Origin of the sequence: Streptomyces griseicoloratus, assembly GCF_014534645.1 — a bacterium.
GTDB lineage: Bacteria > Actinomycetota > Actinomycetes > Streptomycetales > Streptomycetaceae > Streptomyces > Streptomyces griseicoloratus.
The window spans coordinates 16,119-34,374 of sequence record NZ_JACVQF010000199.1; the positions used below are offsets into that span (position 1 = coordinate 16,119).

Here is an 18,256-nt window from a genome sequence, read left to right on the forward strand (position 1 = left end):
ACCGCATACCTATGCATAACGCCGGGTGCTCTAGCGCGCCATCTCCTCCTTCAGCGCCGCCACGAACGCGTCCACGTCGTCCTCGGTCGTGTCGAAGGCGCACATCCAGCGCACGTCGCCCGCGGCCTCGTCCCAGAAGTAGAAACGGAACCGCTGCTGCAGGCGCTCGCTCACCTCGTGCGGCAGCCGGGCGAAGACCGCGTTCGCCTGCACCGGGTAGAGGATCTCCACCCCGTGCACGGCACGCACGCCCTCGGCCAGGCGCTGGGCCATCTCGTTGGAGTGCCGGGCGTTGCGCAGCCACAGGTCCTTGGCGAGCAGCGCCTCCAGCTGCACCGACACGAAGCGCATCTTGGAGGCCAGCTGCATCGACAGCTTGCGCAGGTGCTTCATGTGGCGCACGGCGTCCTGATTCAGGACGACGACCGCCTCGCCGAACAGGGCACCGTTCTTGGTGCCGCCGAGCGAGAGGAGGTCCACGCCGACCGCGTTGGTGAACGTCCGCATGGGCACGTCCAGCGAGGCGGCGGCGTTGGCTATCCGGGAGCCGTCCAGGTGCACCTTCATGCCGTGCGCGTGGGCGTGCTCGCAGATGGCGCGGATCTCGTCCGGGGTGTAGAGGGTGCCGAGCTCGGTGCTCTGGGTGATCGAGACGACCTGCGGCATCGCGCGGTGCTCGTCGTCCCAGCCGTACGCCTGCCGGTCGATCAGCTCGGGCGTGAGCTTGCCGTCCGGCGTGGGCACGGTGAGCAGCTTCAGGCCGCCGACCCGCTCCGGCGCCCCGCACTCGTCCACGTTGATGTGCGCGCTCTCGGCGCAGATCACCGCGCCCCAGCGGTCGGTGACCGCCTGGAGCGCGACGACGTTGGCGCCGGTGCCGTTGAAGACCGGGAACGCCTCGGCCGTGGGCCCGAAGTGACTGCGGATCACACGCTGGAGGTTCTCGGTGTAGACGTCCTCGCCGTACGCGACCTGGTGCCCGCCGTTGGCCAGGGCCAGGGCGGCGAGCACCTCCGGGTGCGCCCCGGCGTAGTTGTCACTGGCGAAACCGCGGACCTCGGGGTCGTGATGGCGACGCGCGTCGGTCTTCGGGGGGTTCACGGCTTCTCGGTCAGCCACAGACGGTTTCCGTTCACTTCCGCGGCGGGCTTCTCCCAGACTCCGGCGACGGCCTCGGCCAGGTCCTTGACGTCCGTGAAGCCCGCGAACTTCGCGTTGGGGCGCTCGGCGCGCATCGCGTCGTGCACCAACGCCTTCACCACCAGGATCGCAGCCGCGGACGTCGGCCCCTGCTCGCCCCCCGCCTTGCGGAAGTAGTCCGCCATGGCCAGCGTCCACGCCTCGGCGGCGGCCTTGGCGGCCGCGTAGGCGGCGTTGCCCGCGGTGGGCCTGCTCGCGCCCGCGGCGCTGATCAGCACGTAGCGGCCGCGGTCGCTGCGCTGCAGCGCCTCGTGGAAGGCGAGGGAGGTGTGCTGGACGGTGCGGATCAGCAGCAGTTCCAGCAGGTCCCAGTCGTCGAGATTGGTCTTGGTGAAGGTCTCGCTGCCGCGCCAGCCTCCGACGAGGTGGACCAGGCCGTCGACCCGTCCGAACTCCTTCTCGATCCGGCCGGCCCACTCCCGGGTGGAGTCGAGGTCCAGCAGGTCGACGGTCTCGCCGACCACCGTGGCCCCACCGTGCGCGTAGCGCGCCGCGTCGACGGCCTCCGCCAGCCGCTCCGGGTCGTTGTCCGCGCCGACGACGACCGCGCCGGCCTCGGCGAGCCGCAGCAGCGCGGCCCGTCCGGCGGGCCCGCCCGCACCGGCCACCGCGATCACCGCGCCGTTGAGCGCCCCGTTCCCCATGGTCCTCGCCTCCCGAGCCTGTTCCTGGTTGTCGGTGCCGTCGCTCACGCGGCGGCCCGCTCGGCGCCGTCCGCCGTGATGCCCTTGGTGGAGGCGATCACGTTCTTCAGCTTCTTGGACAGTGCCTCGTAGAACATGCTCAGCGGAAACTCGTCCGGAAGCACGTCATCGACGAGTTTGCGCGGCGGCAGGGTCAGGTCCAGCGCGTCCGGGCCCTTGGCCCACTTGGAGCCCGGGTGCGGGGCGAGGTAGGTGGAGACCAGCTCGTACCCGGCGAACCAGTGGACGAGCTTGGGGCGGTCGATGCCGTCGCGGTAGAGCTTCTCGATCTCGGCGCACAACTGGTTGGTGACCTGCGGGGCGCGCTGCCAGTCGATGAAGAGCTTGTTGTCGGTCCAGCGGACGACGTCGTGCTTGTGCAGGTAGGCGAAGAGGAGCTGGCCGCCCAGGCCGTCGTAGTTGCGCACGCGCTCGCCGGTGACCGGGAAGCGGAACATGCGGTCGAAGAGCACCGCGTACTGCACGTCGCGGGCCTGCGGGACGCCGTCGGCCTCCAGCTTCACGGCCTCCTTGAAGGCGGTGAGGTCGCAGCGCAGCTCCTCCAGGCCGTACATCCAGAACGGCTGGCGCTGCTTGATCATGAACGGGTCGAACGGCAGGTCGCCGTGGCTGTGGGTGCGGTCGTGGACCATGTCCCACAGGACGAACGCCTCCTCGCACCGCTTCTGGTCGTGGACCATGGCGGCGACGTCCTCGGGCAGCTCCAGGCCCAGGATGCGGACCGCGGCATCGGTGACGCGGCGGAAGCGGGCTGCCTCGCGGTCGCAGAAGATGCCGCCCCAGCTGAACCGCTCGGGCGCCTCGCGCACGGCGATGGTCTCGGGGAAGAGGACCGCGGAGTTGGTGTCGTAGCCGGACGTGAAGTCCTCGAAGGTGATGCCGCAGAACAGCGGGTTGTCGTAGCGGGTGCGCTCCAGCTCGGCCAGCCAGTCCGGCCAGACCATGCGCAGCACGACCGCTTCGAGGTTGCGGTCCGGATTGCCGTTCTGCGTGTACATCGGGAAGACGACCAGGTGCTGGAGGCCGTCCTGCCGGTTCGCGGCCGGCTGGAAGGCCAGCAGCGAGTCGAGGAAGTCGGGCACCTGGAAACCGCCGTCGGCCCAGCGGCCGAGGTCCGCCACCAGGGCCTCGTGGTAGGCGCGGTCGTGCGGGAGCAGCGGGGACAGTTCCTGGACGGACGCGGCGACTCGGCGCACGGCGTCCTCGGCCGTGGCGCGCTCGGGGGCGCCCTCGGCGTCGAAGTCGATCGACCCGTCCTTGGACTGCCATGGCCGGATCTGCTCCACGGCATCCTTGAGCACGGGCCAGGCCGGGTGCTCCACCACCCTGCTCACCGGAGAAACCTTCTCCTCCGAACCCACCTGCACAAGAATTTCCGTCATGTCCCATCCTCCACGGGAGAACCTCGCGTAAGGACACCGTATGCACACGTGGTTCCTCCCAGCAAGGGGAGACCCAGCAAAATATCCTGCCACTCCCCCACCTTCACCGCATTTTTTCCTGTCGGATGCCCGGAGGTGGGGCACATCACCGAAGCGGTGTCGGCCAGATCCGTATACCGAGCGCGGCACAGGGGAAACGCTTCCGCAGGGCCGTTAGGCTGCCGCCCTGCCATCGCCGCCGTCGACGGAAGCGAGTCGAGCCTTGAACTTCCTCACCATCGGTCACCGCGGAGTGATGGGTGTCGAACCCGAGAACACCCTGCGTTCCTTCGTCGCCGCCGAGCAGGCCGGCCTCGACGTCGTCGAACTGGACCTGCACCTGAGCAAGGACGGCGCGCTCGTCGTCATGCACGACGCGGACGTGGACCGCACGACGGACGGCACCGGCGCCATCGCCGAGCAGACCCTCGCCGAGCTGCGCGCCCTGGACGCCGGGCGCGGGGAGCGGGTCCCGGTCTTCGAGGAGGTGCTGGACGCCGTGTCGGTGCCGTTGCAGGCCGAGATCAAGGACACGGCGGCGGCCCGGACGCTGGCGGAGGTGATGCTCCGGCGGGACCTGGCCGGCCGGGTGGAGGTGATCTCCTTCCACGACGAGGCGATCGTCGAGATCGCCCGCCTGGTGCCGGGGGTGCGCACGGCACTGGTCGCGCAGTACTACGGCCCCGATGTCGTGGACCGGGCGGTCGAGGCCGGCGCCGGGACCCTCTGCCTGGACATCAACCGCATCACGCTGGAGATCGTGGAGCGGGCGCGCAAGGCCGGCCTGCGGGTCTTCTCGTGGGTGGTGAACACCCAGGACCACCTGCGGCTGGTGCGCGCCCTGGGGCTGGACGGCGCCACGACCGACTATCCGGAGATCAAACGCACCGGCCGTTTCACCGCGTGAGCGTCACGCCAGCGGCTTGACCAGCAGCTCGAACTGCAGGTCGTCGCGCTGCGGGATGCCGAAGCGCTCGTCGCCGTACGGGAAGGGGGTCATCCGGCCCGTACGGCGGTAGCCGCGGCGCTCGTACCAGGCGATGAGGTCCTCGCGCACGGAGATGACCGTCATGTGCATCTCGGTGACGCCCCACGCCTCGCGGGCCTGCCGTTCCGCCTCCGCGAGGACGGTCTTGCCCAGCCCCGCGCCCTGGAGCGCCGGGCTCACGGCGAACATCCCGAAGTAGGCGTGCTCACCGCGGTGTTCGAGCTGGCAGCAGGCGACGATCCGCCCCTCGCGCTCGACCGTCAGCAGTCTGCTGTCCGGCGACTTGATGACCTCCAGCACGCCCTCGGGATCCGTCCGCTGCCCCTGGAGGATGTCCGCCTCCGTGGTCCACCCGGCACGGCTGGCGTCCCCGCGGTACGCGGACTCGACGAGCGCGACGAGGGCGTCCACGTCGGCATCGGTGGCGTCGCGGAAGGTGTGTCGGGCGGCAGTGTCCATGGGTGACGTCTCCGGTTCTCGGGCGCGGCGAGGGCACCGACGAGAGTAGCGCTGCCGATAGGCTCCGGATGCATGGTGCATGTACTCAGCAGCCGCGTCCTGCTCCGCCCCACCGACCCGGAACGCTCCCGTGCGTTCTACGGCGGCCAGCTCGGCCTCGCCGTCCACCGCGAGTTCGGCACCGGGCCGGAGCGCGGAACCGTGTACTTCCTCGGCGGCGGCTTCCTGGAGCTCTCCGGCCGCTCCGACGGCCCGGTCGACCCGGCGCTCATGCTCTGGATGCAGGTCGAGGACGTGACGGCGGCGCACGAGGAGCTGCGGGCGAAGGGCGTCGGGATCGTCCGGCCGCCGGTGCGGGAGCCGTGGGGCCTGGTGGAGATGTGGATCGAGGACCCGGACGGGACGCGGATCGTGCTGGTGGAGGTGCCCGAGGACCATCCGCTGAGGTACCGGCCGGGCATCTGAGCACGCCTCACGGACGGGCGTGGGCGGTGGGCGGGCCGTCCGCGTGTGCGTGTCCACCCGGGTGTCCCGGTCTGCGGGAGCCGGGGCGGGGTTTCGCCGGGGTGCCGGGGCGGGGCGGGGCGGGGTTTCGCCGGGGTGCCGGGGCCGGCTCCGCCCGCGGGGCCGGCCGGGCGGGCCGACGCCGTGTGCGGTGCGGGGTCGGGGGCAGGCGGGGCACGTGGCTGCCCCGCCGGTTCCCGGATGGCCGGGGCACTGGCCGGGGCTTAGCGTGCTGGAGGGGGACGATCGCGCTGTGGAAGGGACGCCCCACGCCATGAAGCTCGACGCACCGGTGACCGGCGGGCCCTGCTGGGCCGAGCTGGGCACCAGCGATCTGGAGGCGGCCAAGCGGTTCTACGCGCGGCTGTTCGGCTGGCGTCCCGAGACGGACCCGCGACAGCAGGCCGGGGGCTACACGATCGCCCGCCTCGGGGACGCGGCGGTCGCCGCCCTGACACCGCTGTACCAGCAGGCCCAGCCGGTCGCCTGGAACGTGTCGTTCGCGGTGAGCGACGCCGACACCGCCGTACGGCGGATCACGGAGGCGGGCGGGGCGGTTCCGCTCGGCCCGCGGGACGTGTTCGACGCGGGCCGGTTCGCGGTGGCCGTGGATCCGACCGGCGCGGTGTTCCAGCTCTGGCAGGCGCGTGCCTTCCCGGGAGCGGGGCTGTTCAACGCGCCCGGCGCGCTGGGCTGGGTGGAGCTGCTGACCCGCGAGCCGGACCGGGCCCGGGACTTCTACACCACCGTGTTCGGCTGGAGCGTCACCGCCTCGGACCGCTATCCGCAGTGGGGTGTCGGCGGCGCGGACTTCGGCGGCATGGTGACGATGGACGACAAGTTCCCGCACGAGGTGCCGGCGCACTGGCTGCCGTACTTCGCGGTCGAGGACGTGGACACCGCCGCGGCCGACGCGACCGGCGGGGGCGGCACCGTGCTGATGGTGCCCACGTCCCTGCCCGACGGACCGCGCATCGCGGTGCTGAGGGATCCGCAGGGGGCGATGTTCGGCGTGTACCGGGCGGCGGACGAGGGCCGGGACCACCCGGTGTGATCGCCGGTCCCCGACGCGCACGTGCCCTCAGACCCGCAGCGCGTCCAGGCGGCCCTCCAGCTGGCCGAGCAGTTCCGCGAGGAGCGCGGCGAGTTCGTCCCGCTCCGGGGCCCGTACGCCGGAGAGGACGGCGGACTCGTAGGCGAGCTGCTCGGGCAGGATGCCGTCGACGAGGTCGCGTCCGGCGTCCGTGAGGCGGAGGTGGGCGACGCGGCGGTCCCGGGTGTCGCCCCGGCGTTCGACCAGTCCGCGCTCGGTGAGCTGCTTGAGGCGCTTGGTGACGGCGGCGCCCGAGGAGAAGGTCTCGCGGGCCAGCTCACCGGGGGTCAGCTCGTGCCCGGTGCGGCGCAGCGCGCCGAGCAGGTCGAACTCGGGGCGGCTCAGGCCGGCCCGGCGCAGCGGGGCGTCCTCGGCCTGCTGGAGGAGGGCGGCGCAGCGGTTGATGCGGCCGATGATCTCCATGGGGCCGGTGTCGAGGCCGGGGTGGACGGCCCGCCACTGGCGGACGACCGCGGCGACCGTGTCCCCTCTCGTGGCGTCCGTCGCGCCGCCGCCGGTCGCCGAGCGCCCGTCGTTTGCGGTCATGGCCGTACGTCCTCCGTCCTCGTACCTGTGTCCCGGTCCGCACACGCTGTGCGGCGGCGCACCGTTGCGGCGAGCGTACGGTGTCCGGACTGCTCGGCGAGCACGACCCTCTCGTGGGGCAGGGCGCGCTGCCACCATTCACCGGCCGCGGCGTCGGCGGTGGCCCGCAGGTCGGCCAGCGCGGCGGCCAGGCTCCGTCGGGCGGCCTCCAGCGCCGCGGGGGCGGGCTCGGGCTCCGCCAGGAGGCGGGCGGCGCGCTCGCGGGCGCGGTCGGCGGCGGTCACCGCCTGCTCGACGCGGTCGCCCGCGCGCCGGTTGGTGACGACGACGGCGGCCAGGAAGCCGACGAGGGCGCCGACGAGGGTGTCCACGACCCGCTCGGTGATCAGCTCGCCGGGCTCCTGGTATCCGGCGAACTCGGTGATCAGGAGCGCCATCGGCGTCACGCAGACGCTGCCGAGCCAGTAGTTGCGGGTGATGAGCGCCTCGGCGCCGAAGTTGAAGGCCAGGCAGAGCAGGACGAGGGGTGCCTGCCCGAGGTGGGCGAGCGGGGCGACGGCCGCGAAGAGGAGTACTCCGGCGAGGTTGCCGACGACGCGCTGGACGGTCCGGCTCCAGGTCAGGGTCAGGTTCACCTGGTAGAGCGCGGCGGCGGTCACCAGCGCCCAGTAGGGGCGGCCGATGCCGAGGGCGAGGGAGGCGTAGCCGGCGAGGGCGCAGCCCAGGGCGGTGCGCACGGCGATCGGGGCCAGCGGGCCGAGCCCGCGCCACAGCGGCGCCGGCCGGGCGTCGAGTTCGGCGTCCACGCCGAGGAGTTCGTCGGCGAAGGCCCCGGGGGCGGCGGTGTGCGGGGTGCCGGTGCGCGGGATCCGTCCGGTGCCGCGCAGGGCGCGCGCCCAGTCCCGCAGCCGTTCGGGGTCCGTGTCGGCGGGTGCGGCGAGGGCGACCTCGGCACGGACGACGAGGGCTTCCAGGGCGTGCCGGGTGGCGGCCCGGGCACCGGTCGCCGGCAGCGACAGCAGCGTCTGCCAGGCGGCCTGCACCGCGGCGTAACCGGCGGCGCGGGCCTGGGTGTGGCCGTCGCCGGTGCCCCGGGTGCCGGCGTACGCGGCGGCGGCGTTCAGTGCCTGGGCGGTGGCCCGGCGTTCCGGGCCGTGCGGGCGGACCAAGGCGGGTGCCATGCCGACGATCCAGGCGAAGGCGCCCGCCGCGGCGGTCAGCGCCAGGTGCCCCGGGACCTGGCCGAGCGTCTGCGGCGCGAACAGCGATGCGGAGCTGATGAAGGTGAGGATCACGTTGCCCGGCGGGCCGATCCGTGTGGCGTCGCACAGCGTCTTCTGCGCGGCGGCGAGCAGGGCGCCGACGGTGACCAGCACGACCGCGTCGCCGGTGAGCGACGCGGTGACCAGGGAGACGGCGACGCTTGCGAGCATGCCGAGCACCACCCACGCGAGGACCCGGGCCCGGGCGGGGTAGGGCCGGTTGTGGGCGTAGAGCGCGCACAGGGACCCGGCCATCGTGTACATGGCCAGGTCGAGCCGGCCGAGCGCCAGCAGGATCAGGTTGGGCGGGGCCACGGCGGCCACCACGCTCAGCGCGGGCTTGAACCAGATCTCGGAGGGACGGCGTAGGCGGAGCACGCCGGCCAGTGGCAGATGCCGGCCGAGCGGGGTGCCGGAGGTGGGGGACGCACTGCTCATGAAAATATTTTAGCAGGTGTTTTACCTGTAAAAAATATTGGACCGGTCACCCCGCCTCGGCGCTGACCAGGCGCTACGCACCGCGCTCCGCCGTATGCCCCCCGCGTACACCCTTGCGCTCGCGTGCGCACCGCACCGCCCGGGCATTCCTTCCACCGACTGCCGAACGGGGAGGTGCGCGTGCACGGACCGGCGTCGTACGGCTGGCTGCTGGTCGCGCTGTGCGCGGCGACCGGCGCCTACTGCCTGCTGCGGATGCGCAGCAGCGTCGAGGAGCAGCGCCGTGCCGCGGGCGGCGAGGCCCTCATGGGGTTCGGGATGGCGGCCATGGCCGTGCCCGCCGCGGTGTTCAGCCCGCCCTCCTGGGCCTGGACCGCCTACGCGCTGGTGTTCGGCGCCGCCGGGCTGCGCTCCCTGTGGGCGGCGCGCGCCGACCGGCACCACCTGCACCATCTCGTCGGTGCCGCGGCCATGGTCTACATGGCCGCGGTGATGGCCGGAGCCCCGGCCCACGGGCACGGGCACGGGGGCTCCGGGGTCCCCCTGCTGACCGGGACCCTGCTGCTGTACTTCACCGCGTACGTACTGCTGACCGGCATACGTCTGGTTCCCGTCGCCGCCGTGGCCGGCGGCGGGCCCGGCGCCGGCTGGGGCGACCGGCCCGAGCTGGCGCGGGCATGCCGCCTCTCGATGGGCATCGCGATGCTGGCCATGCTGCTGACCATGTGACGGCGAGGCGGCGCGTTGCCGCCATCTGACGCGAGGCGCCGCGTTGCTCCCCATGTGGCGCGAGGCGCCTCGTGACGATGTGAGCCGTGGCGCCCGCGGCGCCGTACGTCCCCGCAACCGTTGCCTGCGTCACTTTGCCGCGACGGGCGGTGTCCCGGGAGGTGCGGCGCTCCTAGGCTGCTCTCATGATCCTCCCCGCGGCACTGCTGCTGCTCGGCGCCCTGACCGCCGTCCTCGCCCCCCGGCTGCTCGCCCGGGCCGACTGGCCGGACCGGGAACCGGTGGTCGCGCTGTGGGTCTGGCAGTGCGTGGTGGCGGCCGTGCTGGTGTGCTGCGCGCTGTCGATGACACTCAGCGCGGCGGCCGCCTGGTCGGCGGTGGGCGGTCACGTCTTCGCGACGGCCCCGAGCGCGGTGGTGGAGGCGTACGCGCTCGGCACGGCCGGCCACTGGGCGGCGACGACGGCGGTCGCGCTGGCCTGCGGCGGACTGTGGAGCGCGGCGATGCTGGTGCGCGAGGTCGTCAGGAGCCGGGCCCGGCGCCGGCTGCGCAGGGCCGAACTGCTCGACCGGGCCCCGCTGCTGCCGGGCGAGGAACGGGGGGCGGGGCGGCTGGTCGTACTGGAGGGCGAGCGGCCCGACGCCTGGTGGCTGCCCGGCGCTCCCCCGCAACTGGTCGTCACCACCGCCGCGCTGCGCCGCCTGAAGGGCCGGCAGCTGGACGCGGTCCTCGCCCACGAGCAGGGGCACGCGCAGGCACGGCACGACTGGCTGCTGCACTGCTCGTCGGCGCTGGCGGACGGCTTCCCGCAGGTGCCGGTGTTCGCCGCGTTCCGCGACGAGATGCACCGCCTGGTCGAACTCGCCGCCGACGACACCGCCTCGCGCCGCTTCGGACGGCTCACGACGGCCCTGGCCCTGGTGGGACTCAACGAGGACCGGGGCGTGTTCGGCCCCTGCCCGGCGGCCCGGGCCCACGTCCCGCAGCGGGTGCACCGGCTGCTGACGCCCCCGAACCGGCTGACGGCCGCCCGCCGCCTCCGGCTGACGGCGGCGGCTTCCCTGGTGCCGGTGGTGCCGGTGCTGGTGGCGTTCGTACCGGGGCTCCGGGCGCTGGGATGACCCTCCGGGCCGGCCCGCCTCCGCGGAGACTGGCCCCGAGCCCCCCGGGTCGGTGAGGATCACAGCATGCAGACGCCGCCCGTCGACTCCCCGCCCCGTCCGCCGCAGCCCCGCACCGCCCTCCACGTGACCTGGGTCCTCACCCTGTGCTCCGCGCTGCTGCTCGTCCTGGTCGCCGCCGAGTGGCGCCCGCTGATCGGCCTGGACGAGGACGTCTCGTCCACCACGCACCGCTGGGCGGTCGACGAACCGGGCATCACGCACGCGATGCGGATCCTGACCGACTGGGTGTGGGACACCTGGACGATGCGCCTGCTGTGCGCGGTGGCCGTGGTGTGGCTGTGGTGGCGAAAGGGCGACCGGTGGACGGCCGTCTGGCTGGCGGCTGCCTGCGTCCTGGGCAGTCTGCTGCAGCAGGGCCTGAAGGCGGCGGTGGGCCGCGCCCGCCCGGTCTGGCCCGACCCCGTGGACTCCGCGCACTACGCGGCCTTCCCGTCGGGCCACTCCATGACCGCCGCGTTCGTCTGCGGCCTGCTGCTGTGGCTGCTCCACCATTACGGCGCCACCCGCGGCCCGCGCCGCACGGCTCTGGCGGCGGCGCTGGTCTCGGTGGCCGGCGTGGGCGTCACCCGGGTGTGGCTGGGCGTCCACTGGACGACGGACGTCGTCGGCGGCTGGCTCCTGGGCGCCCTGGTGGTGTCCCTGGCGGTACTGGCCCACCGACGCCTGCGTCCACGACCTGCGGGGACGCTCGACCCGGGCGGCGGGGCGGACACGTCGCGCTCTCCGGGCGCCCGCGAGAGTCGGTAGCCCGAAGCAACCACCAGGGCGTCCCGTCCGCCCCGGACGATCCCCCGTGTCGCCCGAGGCAGACGGTATGCGGACCCGGCCCCGCGGGGTCTGTCCGCATGCCCTGAGTATAGTTGGCTGTCAGCCAGTCAACGCAGGAGTTACAGCATGTCCCCGCGCAGCGCCTCGGTCAATGAAGAGTTGCGAAGGCGCTCGAAGGAGCGGCTGCTGCAGGCCGCGGTGGAGCTGGTGGGCGAGCACGGTTACGACGCGACGACGCTCGGCGACATAGCCGACCGGGCCGGTTCGGCCCGCGGGCTGGTGTCGTACTACTTCCCCGGCAAGCGCCAGCTGGTGCAGTCCGCCGTGCACCGGCTGATGCACCGGACGCTGGAGGAGGCCCTGGAGCGCGAGCCGCGCACCGCCGACGGGGCGGAGCGGATGGCGCGGGCCATCGACGCGATCCTCGGCCTGGCCAGGGACCGGCCGGTGCTCATGCGCCAGCACATGGCGGGCCTGCTGCAGGCGGAGGGCTTCGTGCCGTGCCCGGAGCAGCGGCGCCTGGCCGAGCTGCTGCGGGACACCGTGGCGCGGCACGGCTCGCGGGACGTCGACGGCGACTACCCGATGCTGCGCGCGCTGCTGATGGGCGCCGTCTACGCCGCGCTGGTGCCCGGGGTGCCGATGCCCGTGCCGGTGCTGCGCGCGGAGTTGTTCAAGCGCTACCGGCTGGACTGGGATCTCGGGGTCCCGCCGGACGCCGAAGCGCCCGGCGGGAGGTGCGACACGGATCTGTCGCGGTTCTTCGCGACCGGCGTACCGGACCGGCCGGAACGGCCGCAGGAGCCGGACCGGCCGGAGCAGCCGGGTCAGTCGAAGTAGTCCGGCTGCGTCTGCACGTTGAGCTCGCGCAGGTGGACCCGCTGGGCCGGGTCCGTGCGCCGGTCGTCGAGCTTCAGGACGTCGAAGCCCTTGGCGATGTCGTTCGAGTAGATGTAGCCGTTGTAGTAGTACGCGGACCAGGAACCGCCGGTGACGATCCGGTCGGTGGTCACCGGACCCCGCTCGAAGTAGGCGATCTCCTTCGGGCGGGAGGAGTCCGTGAAGTCCCAGACGGAGACGCCGCCCTGGTACCAGGCCTGGACCATGAGGTCCTTGCCCTTGACCGGGATCAGCGAGCCGTTGTGGGCGACACAGTTCTCGGTGTCCGCCTGGTGGCGGGGGATCTTGAAGTAGCTGCGGAAGACGAGCTTGCGCTTGTCGCCCTTGCCGACGATGTCGTAGATGCCGTCCGCGCCGCGGTTCGGGCCGATCTCCGCGTTGCAGGTGGCCGCGCCGCCGCCGCCCAGCTCGTCGGTGAAGACGACCTTGTTCGCCTTCTGGTTGAAGGTCGCCGAGTGCCAGAAGGCGAAGTTGACGTTGTCCTGGACGCGGTCGATCACCTTCGGGCGCTCGGGGTCCTCGATGGAGAACAGGATGCCGTCACCCATGCAGGCGCCGGCCGCCAGGTCCTCGGAGGGCAGGACGGTGATGTCGTGGCAGCCGGTGGTCTTGGACACGCCCGGGTTGGTGGGCGCACCCGGGTTGCCGCCGCCGTCGGGGCCCTCGCCGGGGAACAGCACCGGGAAGCCCACGAGCGCCGCCTTCTCGGGGGCGTTGCGCGGCACCTTGATGACCGAGATGCCGTCGTGCGGCGGCTGGCAGTCCGGGTAGGCGGCGTTCGGCGAGTACGAGGAGACGTAGACGTAGACGTTCTTGCGCTCGGGCACCAGCGTGTGGGTGTGCGAGCCGCAGGCGGTCTCGACGGCGGCGACGTACTTCGGGTTCCGCTTGTCGCTGATGTCGAAGACCTTCATGCCCTCCCACGAGGACTTCTCGGTCGCGGGCTGCGTGGTGCTGTTGCAACTGCTGTCGCTGCGCGAGGAGTCGGTGGACAGGAACAGCAGGTCGCCCGAGACGGAGATGTCGTTCTGCGAGCCGGGGCACAGCACCTGGGAGACCGTCTTCGGCGCCTTCGGGTTGCTGATGTCGAAGATGCGGAAGCCGTCGTAGTTGCCGGCGAAGGCGTACTTCCCCTGGAAGGCCAGGTCCGAGTTCGTGCCCGGCAGGGTGTCCTTGGGGATGTTGACGAGGTGTTCGATGTTGGCCGAGTGGACGATCTCGTCCTGGCCGGGTATCTCACCGCCGGCTATGGCGTCGCGCACCTCCGCGCGGGCGCTGCCCGACACCTCCTTCGACGCGGCCGGCCCGTCGCCGGGGTCGGGCGTCGCCGCGGCCGGGGCGGCGGTGAGCAGCGCGGACAGGAGTCCGGCGGCGGCTGCCGCAACTCCCAGGCGTCTGCGCCGTGTTCTGGGGCCGTTCAACAGGATCACTGTCTTCCTCCCTGGTTCCGTTCACGGGGGAACGGTTCATGCACCCCCGCAGTATCGTCTTCGCCATGCACATACCAACAGGGGCTAACAGAAACGCAATGAACTTTTTTGATCAGTGACGCGCGTAAGCGTGCTAGGACGTTCATGACACTCACGAGGTGTCCCCCGCCCCTCCCCGGAGGGGGCACCCCCAGCCACAGGAGGTCGTTGTGCCCTTCCGTCCCGTGCCCCGCGCGTCGCTCGTCGCGGCCTCGCTGACCGCTCTGGCCGTGCTCGGACTGGGGGCCTGCGACTCAGGCGCGGAACCGAAGACGGCCGCGGCGACCGGGCCGTCGGTCATCGCCCCGGGCAGGCCGGGCGAGGCGAACCGGACGCTGTCCGCCGAGGAGGCCCAGGCACAGCGCGCCGACGACGACTCCCCCAACTCCGCGGACGTCGCCTACGCGCGGATGATGATCCAGCACCACGCCCAGGCCCTGGAGATGACCGAACTCGTGCCGGAGCAGGGCGAGTCGGGGAAGGTCAAGGCGCTCGCCGAGCGGATATCCGCGGCCCAGGGGCCGGAGATCACGGCCATGAAGGGCTGGCTGAAGACGCACGGCGAGAAGGAGACGGGCGGCGGGCACGACCACTCCGCGATGCCCGGGATGGCGACCGAGGCCCAGCTGAAGAAGCTGCGCGCGGCGCAGGGAGAGGCCTTCGACCGGCTCTTCCTCACCCTGATGATCACCCACCACGAAGGCGCGATCACGATGGCCACGGACGTGAAGGCACAGGGCAACAACGTGCAGATCGAGGAGATGGCCGACGACGTGGTCGCGCAGCAGACGAGCGAGATCACCCGGATGCGGCAGATGCTCTGACGGACCGTCCGCAACCGCGGCCGGGCAGCCCTCAGCCGTCCCCGGCCGTGCCGCGCCGCGCGCGACGCGGGGTCAGGAACCCCTCGTCGCGCGCCTGGCCGATCAGCCTGAGCGCCTTGCGGCGGCTGTGCCCGGTCGCGCGCATCACCGCGAGGACGGCGTCGGCGCCCGCCTCCTGCGCGGCGCGGTACTCCTGAGCGACGAGCCGGCACCCCTCCCTGCCGCGCGGCCACTCCGGGCGGGCCCTCCGTGCCGGAGCCGGCGGGCCGCCGGCGGCCGCGGTCACGCACGCCTCGAAGAGCGGGTCCTCCAGCCAGTCGGCGAGCACCGCCAGGTCGTCGAGGGAGAGCGCGGGCTCGGCCCGTACGTCCTCGATCCGGACGCCCTCGCCGCAGAGCACGGCGAGCGCGTCGACCCGCGCACCGTCCGCGAACGTCAGCCGGACGTCGAACCACGAGGTGGTGCCGCCGTCCTGCCGCACGGCCCACGTCTGCCGCACCGACACGTCGCCGTCGTCCGGGCAGCGATCGGAAAGCTGAAGAGAACGATGTACGAAGGATGCTTCGAGCACACACGCAACGTAACCGCATGATCACACTCCATACGAACGAACACGCCTCCCCCGCCGGGCGCGGCACCCTGTCAGCGGAGCGGAAGCGGTGCCATGCTGGAGACCATCAGCGATCTCCTCCGATCCCCCGTGGATCCCCGGAGAAGGAGTTCCGCCGTGCTGCGTGTCGCCGTCGTCGGCTCGGGTCCCAGCGGGTGCTACACCGCCCAGAGCCTCGTCCAGCTCAGCCCCGGGGTGCACGTCGACGTCCTGGACCGGCTGCCGTGCCCCTACGGGCTGGTGCGGTACGGCGTGGCGCCGGACCACGAGAAGATCAAGTCGCTGCAGAGCACCCTGCGCACAGTCCTGGAGCACGAGCGGGTGCGTTTCCTCGGCGGTGTGCCGGTCGGCCCCGGGGGCGTGCCGACCGCGCGGCTGCGGGAGCTGTACGACGCCGTGGTCTACTGCGTCGGCGCCGCCACCGACCGGCGGCTGGGGATCCCGGGCGAGGACCTGCCCGGCAGCTGGTCGGCGACCGAGTTCGTGTCCTGGTACAGCGCTCATCCGGACGCCGCCGACGACGGGTTCCTGAGCGGGGCGCGGTCGGCGGTGGTGGTCGGCGTGGGTAACGTCGCCGTCGACGTCACGCGGATGCTGGTGCGTGGCGCGGCGGAGCTGAGGGGCACCGACATGCCGCAGGCCGCGCTCGACGCGCTCGCCGCCGGCCGGGTGACCGACGTCCACATGGTGGGCCGGCGGGGTCCCTCGCAGGCCCGCTTCACGACCAAGGAGCTGCGCGAACTGGGCTCCCTGCCGGACACCGCGGTCGTGGTGGACCCGGCGGAACTCGCGCTGGACCCGGCGTACCGGGACCCCTCCGGGCTGCCCGCTCCGCAGCGGCGCAACGTGGAGGTGCTGCGCGGCTGGGCCGAGGAGCCGCGGCGGGAGGCCGCGCGCCGGATCCGGCTGCGCTTCTTCCTGCGTCCGGTGGAACTGCTCGCCGACGGCGCACACGTGGGCGCCGTGCGCTTCGAGCGGACGGCGCCGGACGGACACGGCGGCGTGACGGGCACCGGCCGGCACGAGGAGATCGGGGCCGAGCTGGTGCTGCGCTCGGTGGGCTACCGGGGCGTGCCGCTGGAGGGTCTGCCGTTCGACGACGTGACCGGCACCGTGCCGCACCGGGCCGGGCGCGTCCTGCGCGACGGCGCCGTCGCCCCGGGCGAGTACGTGGCCGGCTGGATCAAGCGGGGACCGACCGGCGTCATCGGCACCAACCGGCCGTGCGCGAAGGAGACGGTGGCGTCACTGCTGGCCGACGTCGCGGCCATGGAGCGCCGGGAGGCGTCCGCCGATCCCTTGGACGCCCTGCGGGCCGAGGGGGTCGAGCCGGTCGAGTGGGCGGGGTGGCGGGCCATCGAACGGGCCGAGGCGGAGCTGGGCGCCTCGCTGGGGCGGAGCGTGGTGAAGCTGCCCGACTGGGTCTCGCTGCTGGCGGCGGCGCGGACGGCGGACGGCGGAGCGGACACCGCCGCGGCGCGGACGGCGGACGGCTGAGCGGACACGGCCGCGGCGGGGGCGGCCGTTCGCCGGGTGAGCGCGTCGGAACCCGGGCCGTCCGCGCCACCCCGGCCGCCGGTCGTGGTCAGCCGGTGCCGAGGCGGGCGGACTGGCGGTCGGCGGCGGCCAGGAGGGCGTCGAGGAGTCCCGGGAAGAGGTCGTCCAGGTCGTCCCTGCGCAGTCCGTTCATCTTGGCCGTACCCCGGTAGGTCTGCCGGATCACGCCGCTCTCGCGCAGCACCCGGAAGTGGTGCGTGGTCGTGGACTTGGTGACGGGCAGATCGAAGTACGAGCAGGAGAAGAGCTCGTCGCTGTCGGCCGCGAGATCCCGCACGATCCGCAGCCGCATCGGATCGGACAGCGCGTGCAGCACGCCCTCCAGCCGGATCTCCTCACGCGCCGGGTGCGGCAGGTCACGGCTGCTCGGGGCGGTGGCGGCGGGGGTCACGGTGGCTCCAGTTCATCCGGGAGACCTCCATTGTACGAGAGTCACCGTAGTTTGACACTCGCCGTACTACGATGCCTATCGTACGAGTCGTCCTCGGTCCGCGACGAACTGGAGCACCCCTGTGAGCGCCCTCTTCCAGCCCCTCACCCTGCGTGACGTCACCATCCCGAACCGCGTGTGGATGCCGCCGATGTGCCAGTACTCGGCCGAACCGGAGGGCCCCTCGGCCGGCGTTCCCGGCGAGTGGCACTTCGCCCACTACGCCGCACGCGCGGTGGGCGGCACCGGCCTGATCATCGTGGAGGCCACCGGCGTGTCCCCGGAGGGCCGCATCTCCCCGCGGGACCTCGGTCTGTGGAACGACACCCAGGTCGAGGCGTTCCGCCGGATCACGCGCTTCCTGCGCGACCAGGGCACCGTGCCGGCCGTTCAGCTCGCTCACGCCGGCCGGAAGGCATCGACCGACCGGCCCTGGAAGGGCGGGGCGCCCGTCGGCCCGGACGCGCACGGCTGGCAGCCGGTGGCCCCCAGCGCGCTCGCGTTCGACGCACGGCACCCGGTGCCGACCGAACTGACGACGGACCGGATCCGGGAGATCGTCGGGCAGTTCGCGGACGCCGCCCGCCGGGCCCTCGCCGCCGGCTTCGAGATCGTCGAGATCCACGGCGCCCACGGCTACCTGATCCACGAGTTCCTGTCGCCGCACTCCAACCACCGCACCGACGCCTACGGCGGCTCCTACGAGAACCGCACCCGCTTCGCCCTCGAAGTCGTCGACGCCGTACGCGAGGTGTGGCCCGACGACAAGCCGCTGTTCTTCCGCGTGTCGGCGACCGACTGGCTGGACGAGGGCGGCTGGACGCCCGACGACACCGTGCGCTTCGCCCGCGACCTCCAGGCCCACGGTGTCGACCTCCTCGACGTGTCCACCGGCGGCAACGCCTCCCGCGTCCGCATCCCGACCGGGCCGGGCTACCAGGTCCCGTTCGCGGCGCGCGTGAAGGCGGAGACCACGCTGCCGGTCGCCGCCGTCGGCCTGATCACCGACGCCGAGCAGGCGGAGAAGATCCTGGCCAACGGCGAGGCCGACGCGGTCCTGCTGGGCCGCGAGCTGCTGCGCAGCCCCTCCTGGGCGCAGGCCGCGGCACGGGAGCTGGACGGCGAGGTGCGCATGCCGGACCAGTACGGCTGGAACATGTGAGCCGGGCC

General features: G+C 72.8%; 19 protein-coding genes. 10 read left to right on the forward strand and 9 right to left on the reverse strand.

The features are described 5' to 3' along the window. Positions 1-30: 30 nt before the first annotated feature. From H0H10_RS19150 to H0H10_RS19160, 3 genes are read right to left on the reverse strand one after another with little or no spacing between them, the layout of a single operon-like run. Positions 31-1,101, reverse strand: coding sequence for a threonine aldolase family protein (locus H0H10_RS19150; protein ID WP_188182231.1), 1,071 nt, complete (start codon positions 1,099-1,101; stop codon positions 31-33). Continuing rightward, positions 1,098-1,844 carry an SDR family NAD(P)-dependent oxidoreductase gene (locus H0H10_RS19155; RefSeq protein ID WP_188182467.1) on the reverse strand — a complete coding sequence of 249 codons (747 nt, stop codon included), beginning with the start codon at positions 1,842-1,844 and terminating at the stop codon, positions 1,098-1,100. Before H0H10_RS19155 ends, H0H10_RS19150 begins: the two co-directional genes overlap by 4 nt. Positions 1,845-1,888: 44 nt before the next feature. Then, the gene (locus H0H10_RS19160) at positions 1,889-3,286 is read right to left on the reverse strand and encodes a DUF6421 family protein (RefSeq protein WP_188182232.1); all 1,398 of its coding nucleotides are present in this window, start codon (positions 3,284-3,286) and stop codon (positions 1,889-1,891) included. A 262-nt stretch (positions 3,287-3,548) separates the two neighbouring features. Between H0H10_RS19160 and H0H10_RS19165 the strand changes: the two genes are divergently transcribed. Continuing rightward, complete coding sequence (locus H0H10_RS19165; RefSeq protein ID WP_188182233.1) at positions 3,549-4,232, forward strand: glycerophosphodiester phosphodiesterase; 684 nt, start codon at positions 3,549-3,551, stop codon at positions 4,230-4,232. A 3-nt stretch (positions 4,233-4,235) separates the two neighbouring features. Here H0H10_RS19165 and H0H10_RS19170 read toward each other — a convergent pair whose 3' ends face one another. After that, positions 4,236-4,772 (reverse strand): GNAT family N-acetyltransferase, encoded by a 537-nt coding sequence (locus tag H0H10_RS19170; RefSeq protein WP_188182234.1) that lies wholly within the window; start codon positions 4,770-4,772, stop codon positions 4,236-4,238. A gap of 72 nt (positions 4,773-4,844) precedes the next feature. Here H0H10_RS19170 and H0H10_RS19175 point away from each other — a divergent pair, with 72 nt between their 5' ends. Both H0H10_RS19175 and H0H10_RS19180 read left to right on the forward strand, forming a co-directional pair. Continuing rightward, positions 4,845-5,237: a VOC family protein gene (locus tag H0H10_RS19175; protein ID WP_188182235.1), complete on the forward strand. Its 393-nt coding sequence runs from the start codon at positions 4,845-4,847 to the stop codon at positions 5,235-5,237. Positions 5,238-5,550: 313 nt separating this feature from the next. Further along, a complete protein-coding gene (locus tag H0H10_RS19180; RefSeq protein WP_188182236.1) occupies positions 5,551-6,330 on the forward strand; it encodes a VOC family protein in 780 nt (259 codons plus the stop codon). A gap of 27 nt (positions 6,331-6,357) precedes the next feature. On the opposite strand, the gene H0H10_RS19185 is transcribed toward H0H10_RS19180, so the two are convergent. Then, positions 6,358-6,915 carry a MarR family winged helix-turn-helix transcriptional regulator gene (locus H0H10_RS19185; RefSeq protein WP_188182237.1) on the reverse strand — a complete coding sequence of 186 codons (558 nt, stop codon included), beginning with the start codon at positions 6,913-6,915 and terminating at the stop codon, positions 6,358-6,360. Then, positions 6,912-8,615, reverse strand: a complete 1,704-nt coding sequence (locus H0H10_RS19190) for an FUSC family protein (protein WP_188182238.1) — start codon at positions 8,613-8,615, stop codon at positions 6,912-6,914. The genes H0H10_RS19185 and H0H10_RS19190 overlap by 4 nt, the downstream gene beginning before the upstream one ends. A 180-nt stretch (positions 8,616-8,795) precedes the next feature. Between H0H10_RS19190 and H0H10_RS19195 the strand changes: the two genes are divergently transcribed. From H0H10_RS19195 to H0H10_RS19210, 4 genes are all read left to right on the forward strand, one after another. Beyond that, positions 8,796-9,344, forward strand: a complete 549-nt coding sequence (locus H0H10_RS19195; RefSeq protein ID WP_188182468.1) for a DUF5134 domain-containing protein — start codon at positions 8,796-8,798, stop codon at positions 9,342-9,344. 185 nt (positions 9,345-9,529) lie between these two features. Further along, the gene (locus H0H10_RS19200) at positions 9,530-10,465 is read left to right on the forward strand and encodes a M56 family metallopeptidase (RefSeq protein WP_188182239.1); all 936 of its coding nucleotides are present in this window, start codon (positions 9,530-9,532) and stop codon (positions 10,463-10,465) included. Positions 10,466-10,531: 66 nt separating this feature from the next. After that, positions 10,532-11,275, forward strand: a complete 744-nt coding sequence (locus tag H0H10_RS19205) for a phosphatase PAP2 family protein (RefSeq protein WP_188182240.1) — start codon at positions 10,532-10,534, stop codon at positions 11,273-11,275. A 147-nt stretch (positions 11,276-11,422) separates the two neighbouring features. Then, on the forward strand, positions 11,423-12,136 hold the full coding sequence (locus H0H10_RS19210; RefSeq protein WP_188182241.1) for a TetR/AcrR family transcriptional regulator: 714 nt from the start codon (positions 11,423-11,425) through the stop codon (positions 12,134-12,136). Here H0H10_RS19210 and H0H10_RS19215 read toward each other — a convergent pair. Then, the gene (locus tag H0H10_RS19215) at positions 12,124-13,626 is read right to left on the reverse strand and encodes an LVIVD repeat-containing protein (RefSeq protein ID WP_188182242.1); all 1,503 of its coding nucleotides are present in this window, start codon (positions 13,624-13,626) and stop codon (positions 12,124-12,126) included. The genes H0H10_RS19210 and H0H10_RS19215 overlap by 13 nt on opposite strands. Positions 13,627-13,835: 209 nt before the next feature. Here H0H10_RS19215 and H0H10_RS19220 point away from each other — a divergent pair, with 209 nt between their 5' ends. Beyond that, on the forward strand, positions 13,836-14,489 hold the full coding sequence (locus H0H10_RS19220) for a DUF305 domain-containing protein (protein WP_188182243.1): 654 nt from the start codon (positions 13,836-13,838) through the stop codon (positions 14,487-14,489). A gap of 31 nt (positions 14,490-14,520) precedes the next feature. On the opposite strand, the gene H0H10_RS19225 is transcribed toward H0H10_RS19220, so the two are convergent. Continuing rightward, the gene (locus H0H10_RS19225) at positions 14,521-14,994 is read right to left on the reverse strand and encodes a DUF6214 family protein (RefSeq protein ID WP_188182244.1); all 474 of its coding nucleotides are present in this window, start codon (positions 14,992-14,994) and stop codon (positions 14,521-14,523) included. Positions 14,995-15,216: 222 nt separating this feature from the next. Between H0H10_RS19225 and H0H10_RS19230 the strand changes: the two genes are divergently transcribed. Continuing rightward, positions 15,217-16,596 carry an FAD-dependent oxidoreductase gene (locus H0H10_RS19230; protein WP_188182245.1) on the forward strand — a complete coding sequence of 460 codons (1,380 nt, stop codon included), beginning with the start codon at positions 15,217-15,219 and terminating at the stop codon, positions 16,594-16,596. Between the two features lie 88 nt (positions 16,597-16,684). On the opposite strand, the gene H0H10_RS19235 is transcribed toward H0H10_RS19230, so the two are convergent. Beyond that, a complete protein-coding gene (locus H0H10_RS19235; protein WP_188182246.1) occupies positions 16,685-17,047 on the reverse strand; it encodes an ArsR/SmtB family transcription factor in 363 nt (120 codons plus the stop codon). Between the two features lie 121 nt (positions 17,048-17,168). Between H0H10_RS19235 and H0H10_RS19240 the strand changes: the two genes are divergently transcribed. Beyond that, positions 17,169-18,248: an NADH:flavin oxidoreductase/NADH oxidase gene (locus H0H10_RS19240; RefSeq protein ID WP_188182247.1), complete on the forward strand. Its 1,080-nt coding sequence runs from the start codon at positions 17,169-17,171 to the stop codon at positions 18,246-18,248. Positions 18,249-18,256: the final 8 nt, after the last annotated feature.

What these genes read in the sequence shown, in the direction of transcription:
- H0H10_RS19200 (WP_188182239.1), top strand. Translation starts at nt 9,530, where the DNA reads ATGATCCTCCCCGCGGCACTGCTGCTGCTCGGCGCCCTGACCGCCGTC.
- H0H10_RS19180 (WP_188182236.1), top strand. Translation starts at nt 5,551, where the DNA reads ATGAAGCTCGACGCACCGGTGACCGGCGGGCCCTGCTGGGCCGAGCTG.
- H0H10_RS19210 (WP_188182241.1), top strand. Translation starts at nt 11,423, where the DNA reads ATGTCCCCGCGCAGCGCCTCGGTCAATGAAGAGTTGCGAAGGCGCTCG.
- H0H10_RS19190 (WP_188182238.1), bottom strand. Translation starts at nt 8,615, where the DNA reads ATGAGCAGTGCGTCCCCCACCTCCGGCACCCCGCTCGGCCGGCATCTG.
- H0H10_RS19185 (WP_188182237.1), bottom strand. Translation starts at nt 6,915, where the DNA reads ATGACCGCAAACGACGGGCGCTCGGCGACCGGCGGCGGCGCGACGGAC.
- H0H10_RS19175 (WP_188182235.1), top strand. Translation starts at nt 4,845, where the DNA reads ATGGTGCATGTACTCAGCAGCCGCGTCCTGCTCCGCCCCACCGACCCG.
- H0H10_RS19160 (WP_188182232.1), bottom strand. Translation starts at nt 3,286, where the DNA reads ATGACGGAAATTCTTGTGCAGGTGGGTTCGGAGGAGAAGGTTTCTCCG.
- H0H10_RS19155 (WP_188182467.1), bottom strand. Translation starts at nt 1,844, where the DNA reads ATGGGGAACGGGGCGCTCAACGGCGCGGTGATCGCGGTGGCCGGTGCG.
- H0H10_RS19170 (WP_188182234.1), bottom strand. Translation starts at nt 4,772, where the DNA reads ATGGACACTGCCGCCCGACACACCTTCCGCGACGCCACCGATGCCGAC.
- H0H10_RS19205 (WP_188182240.1), top strand. Translation starts at nt 10,532, where the DNA reads ATGCAGACGCCGCCCGTCGACTCCCCGCCCCGTCCGCCGCAGCCCCGC.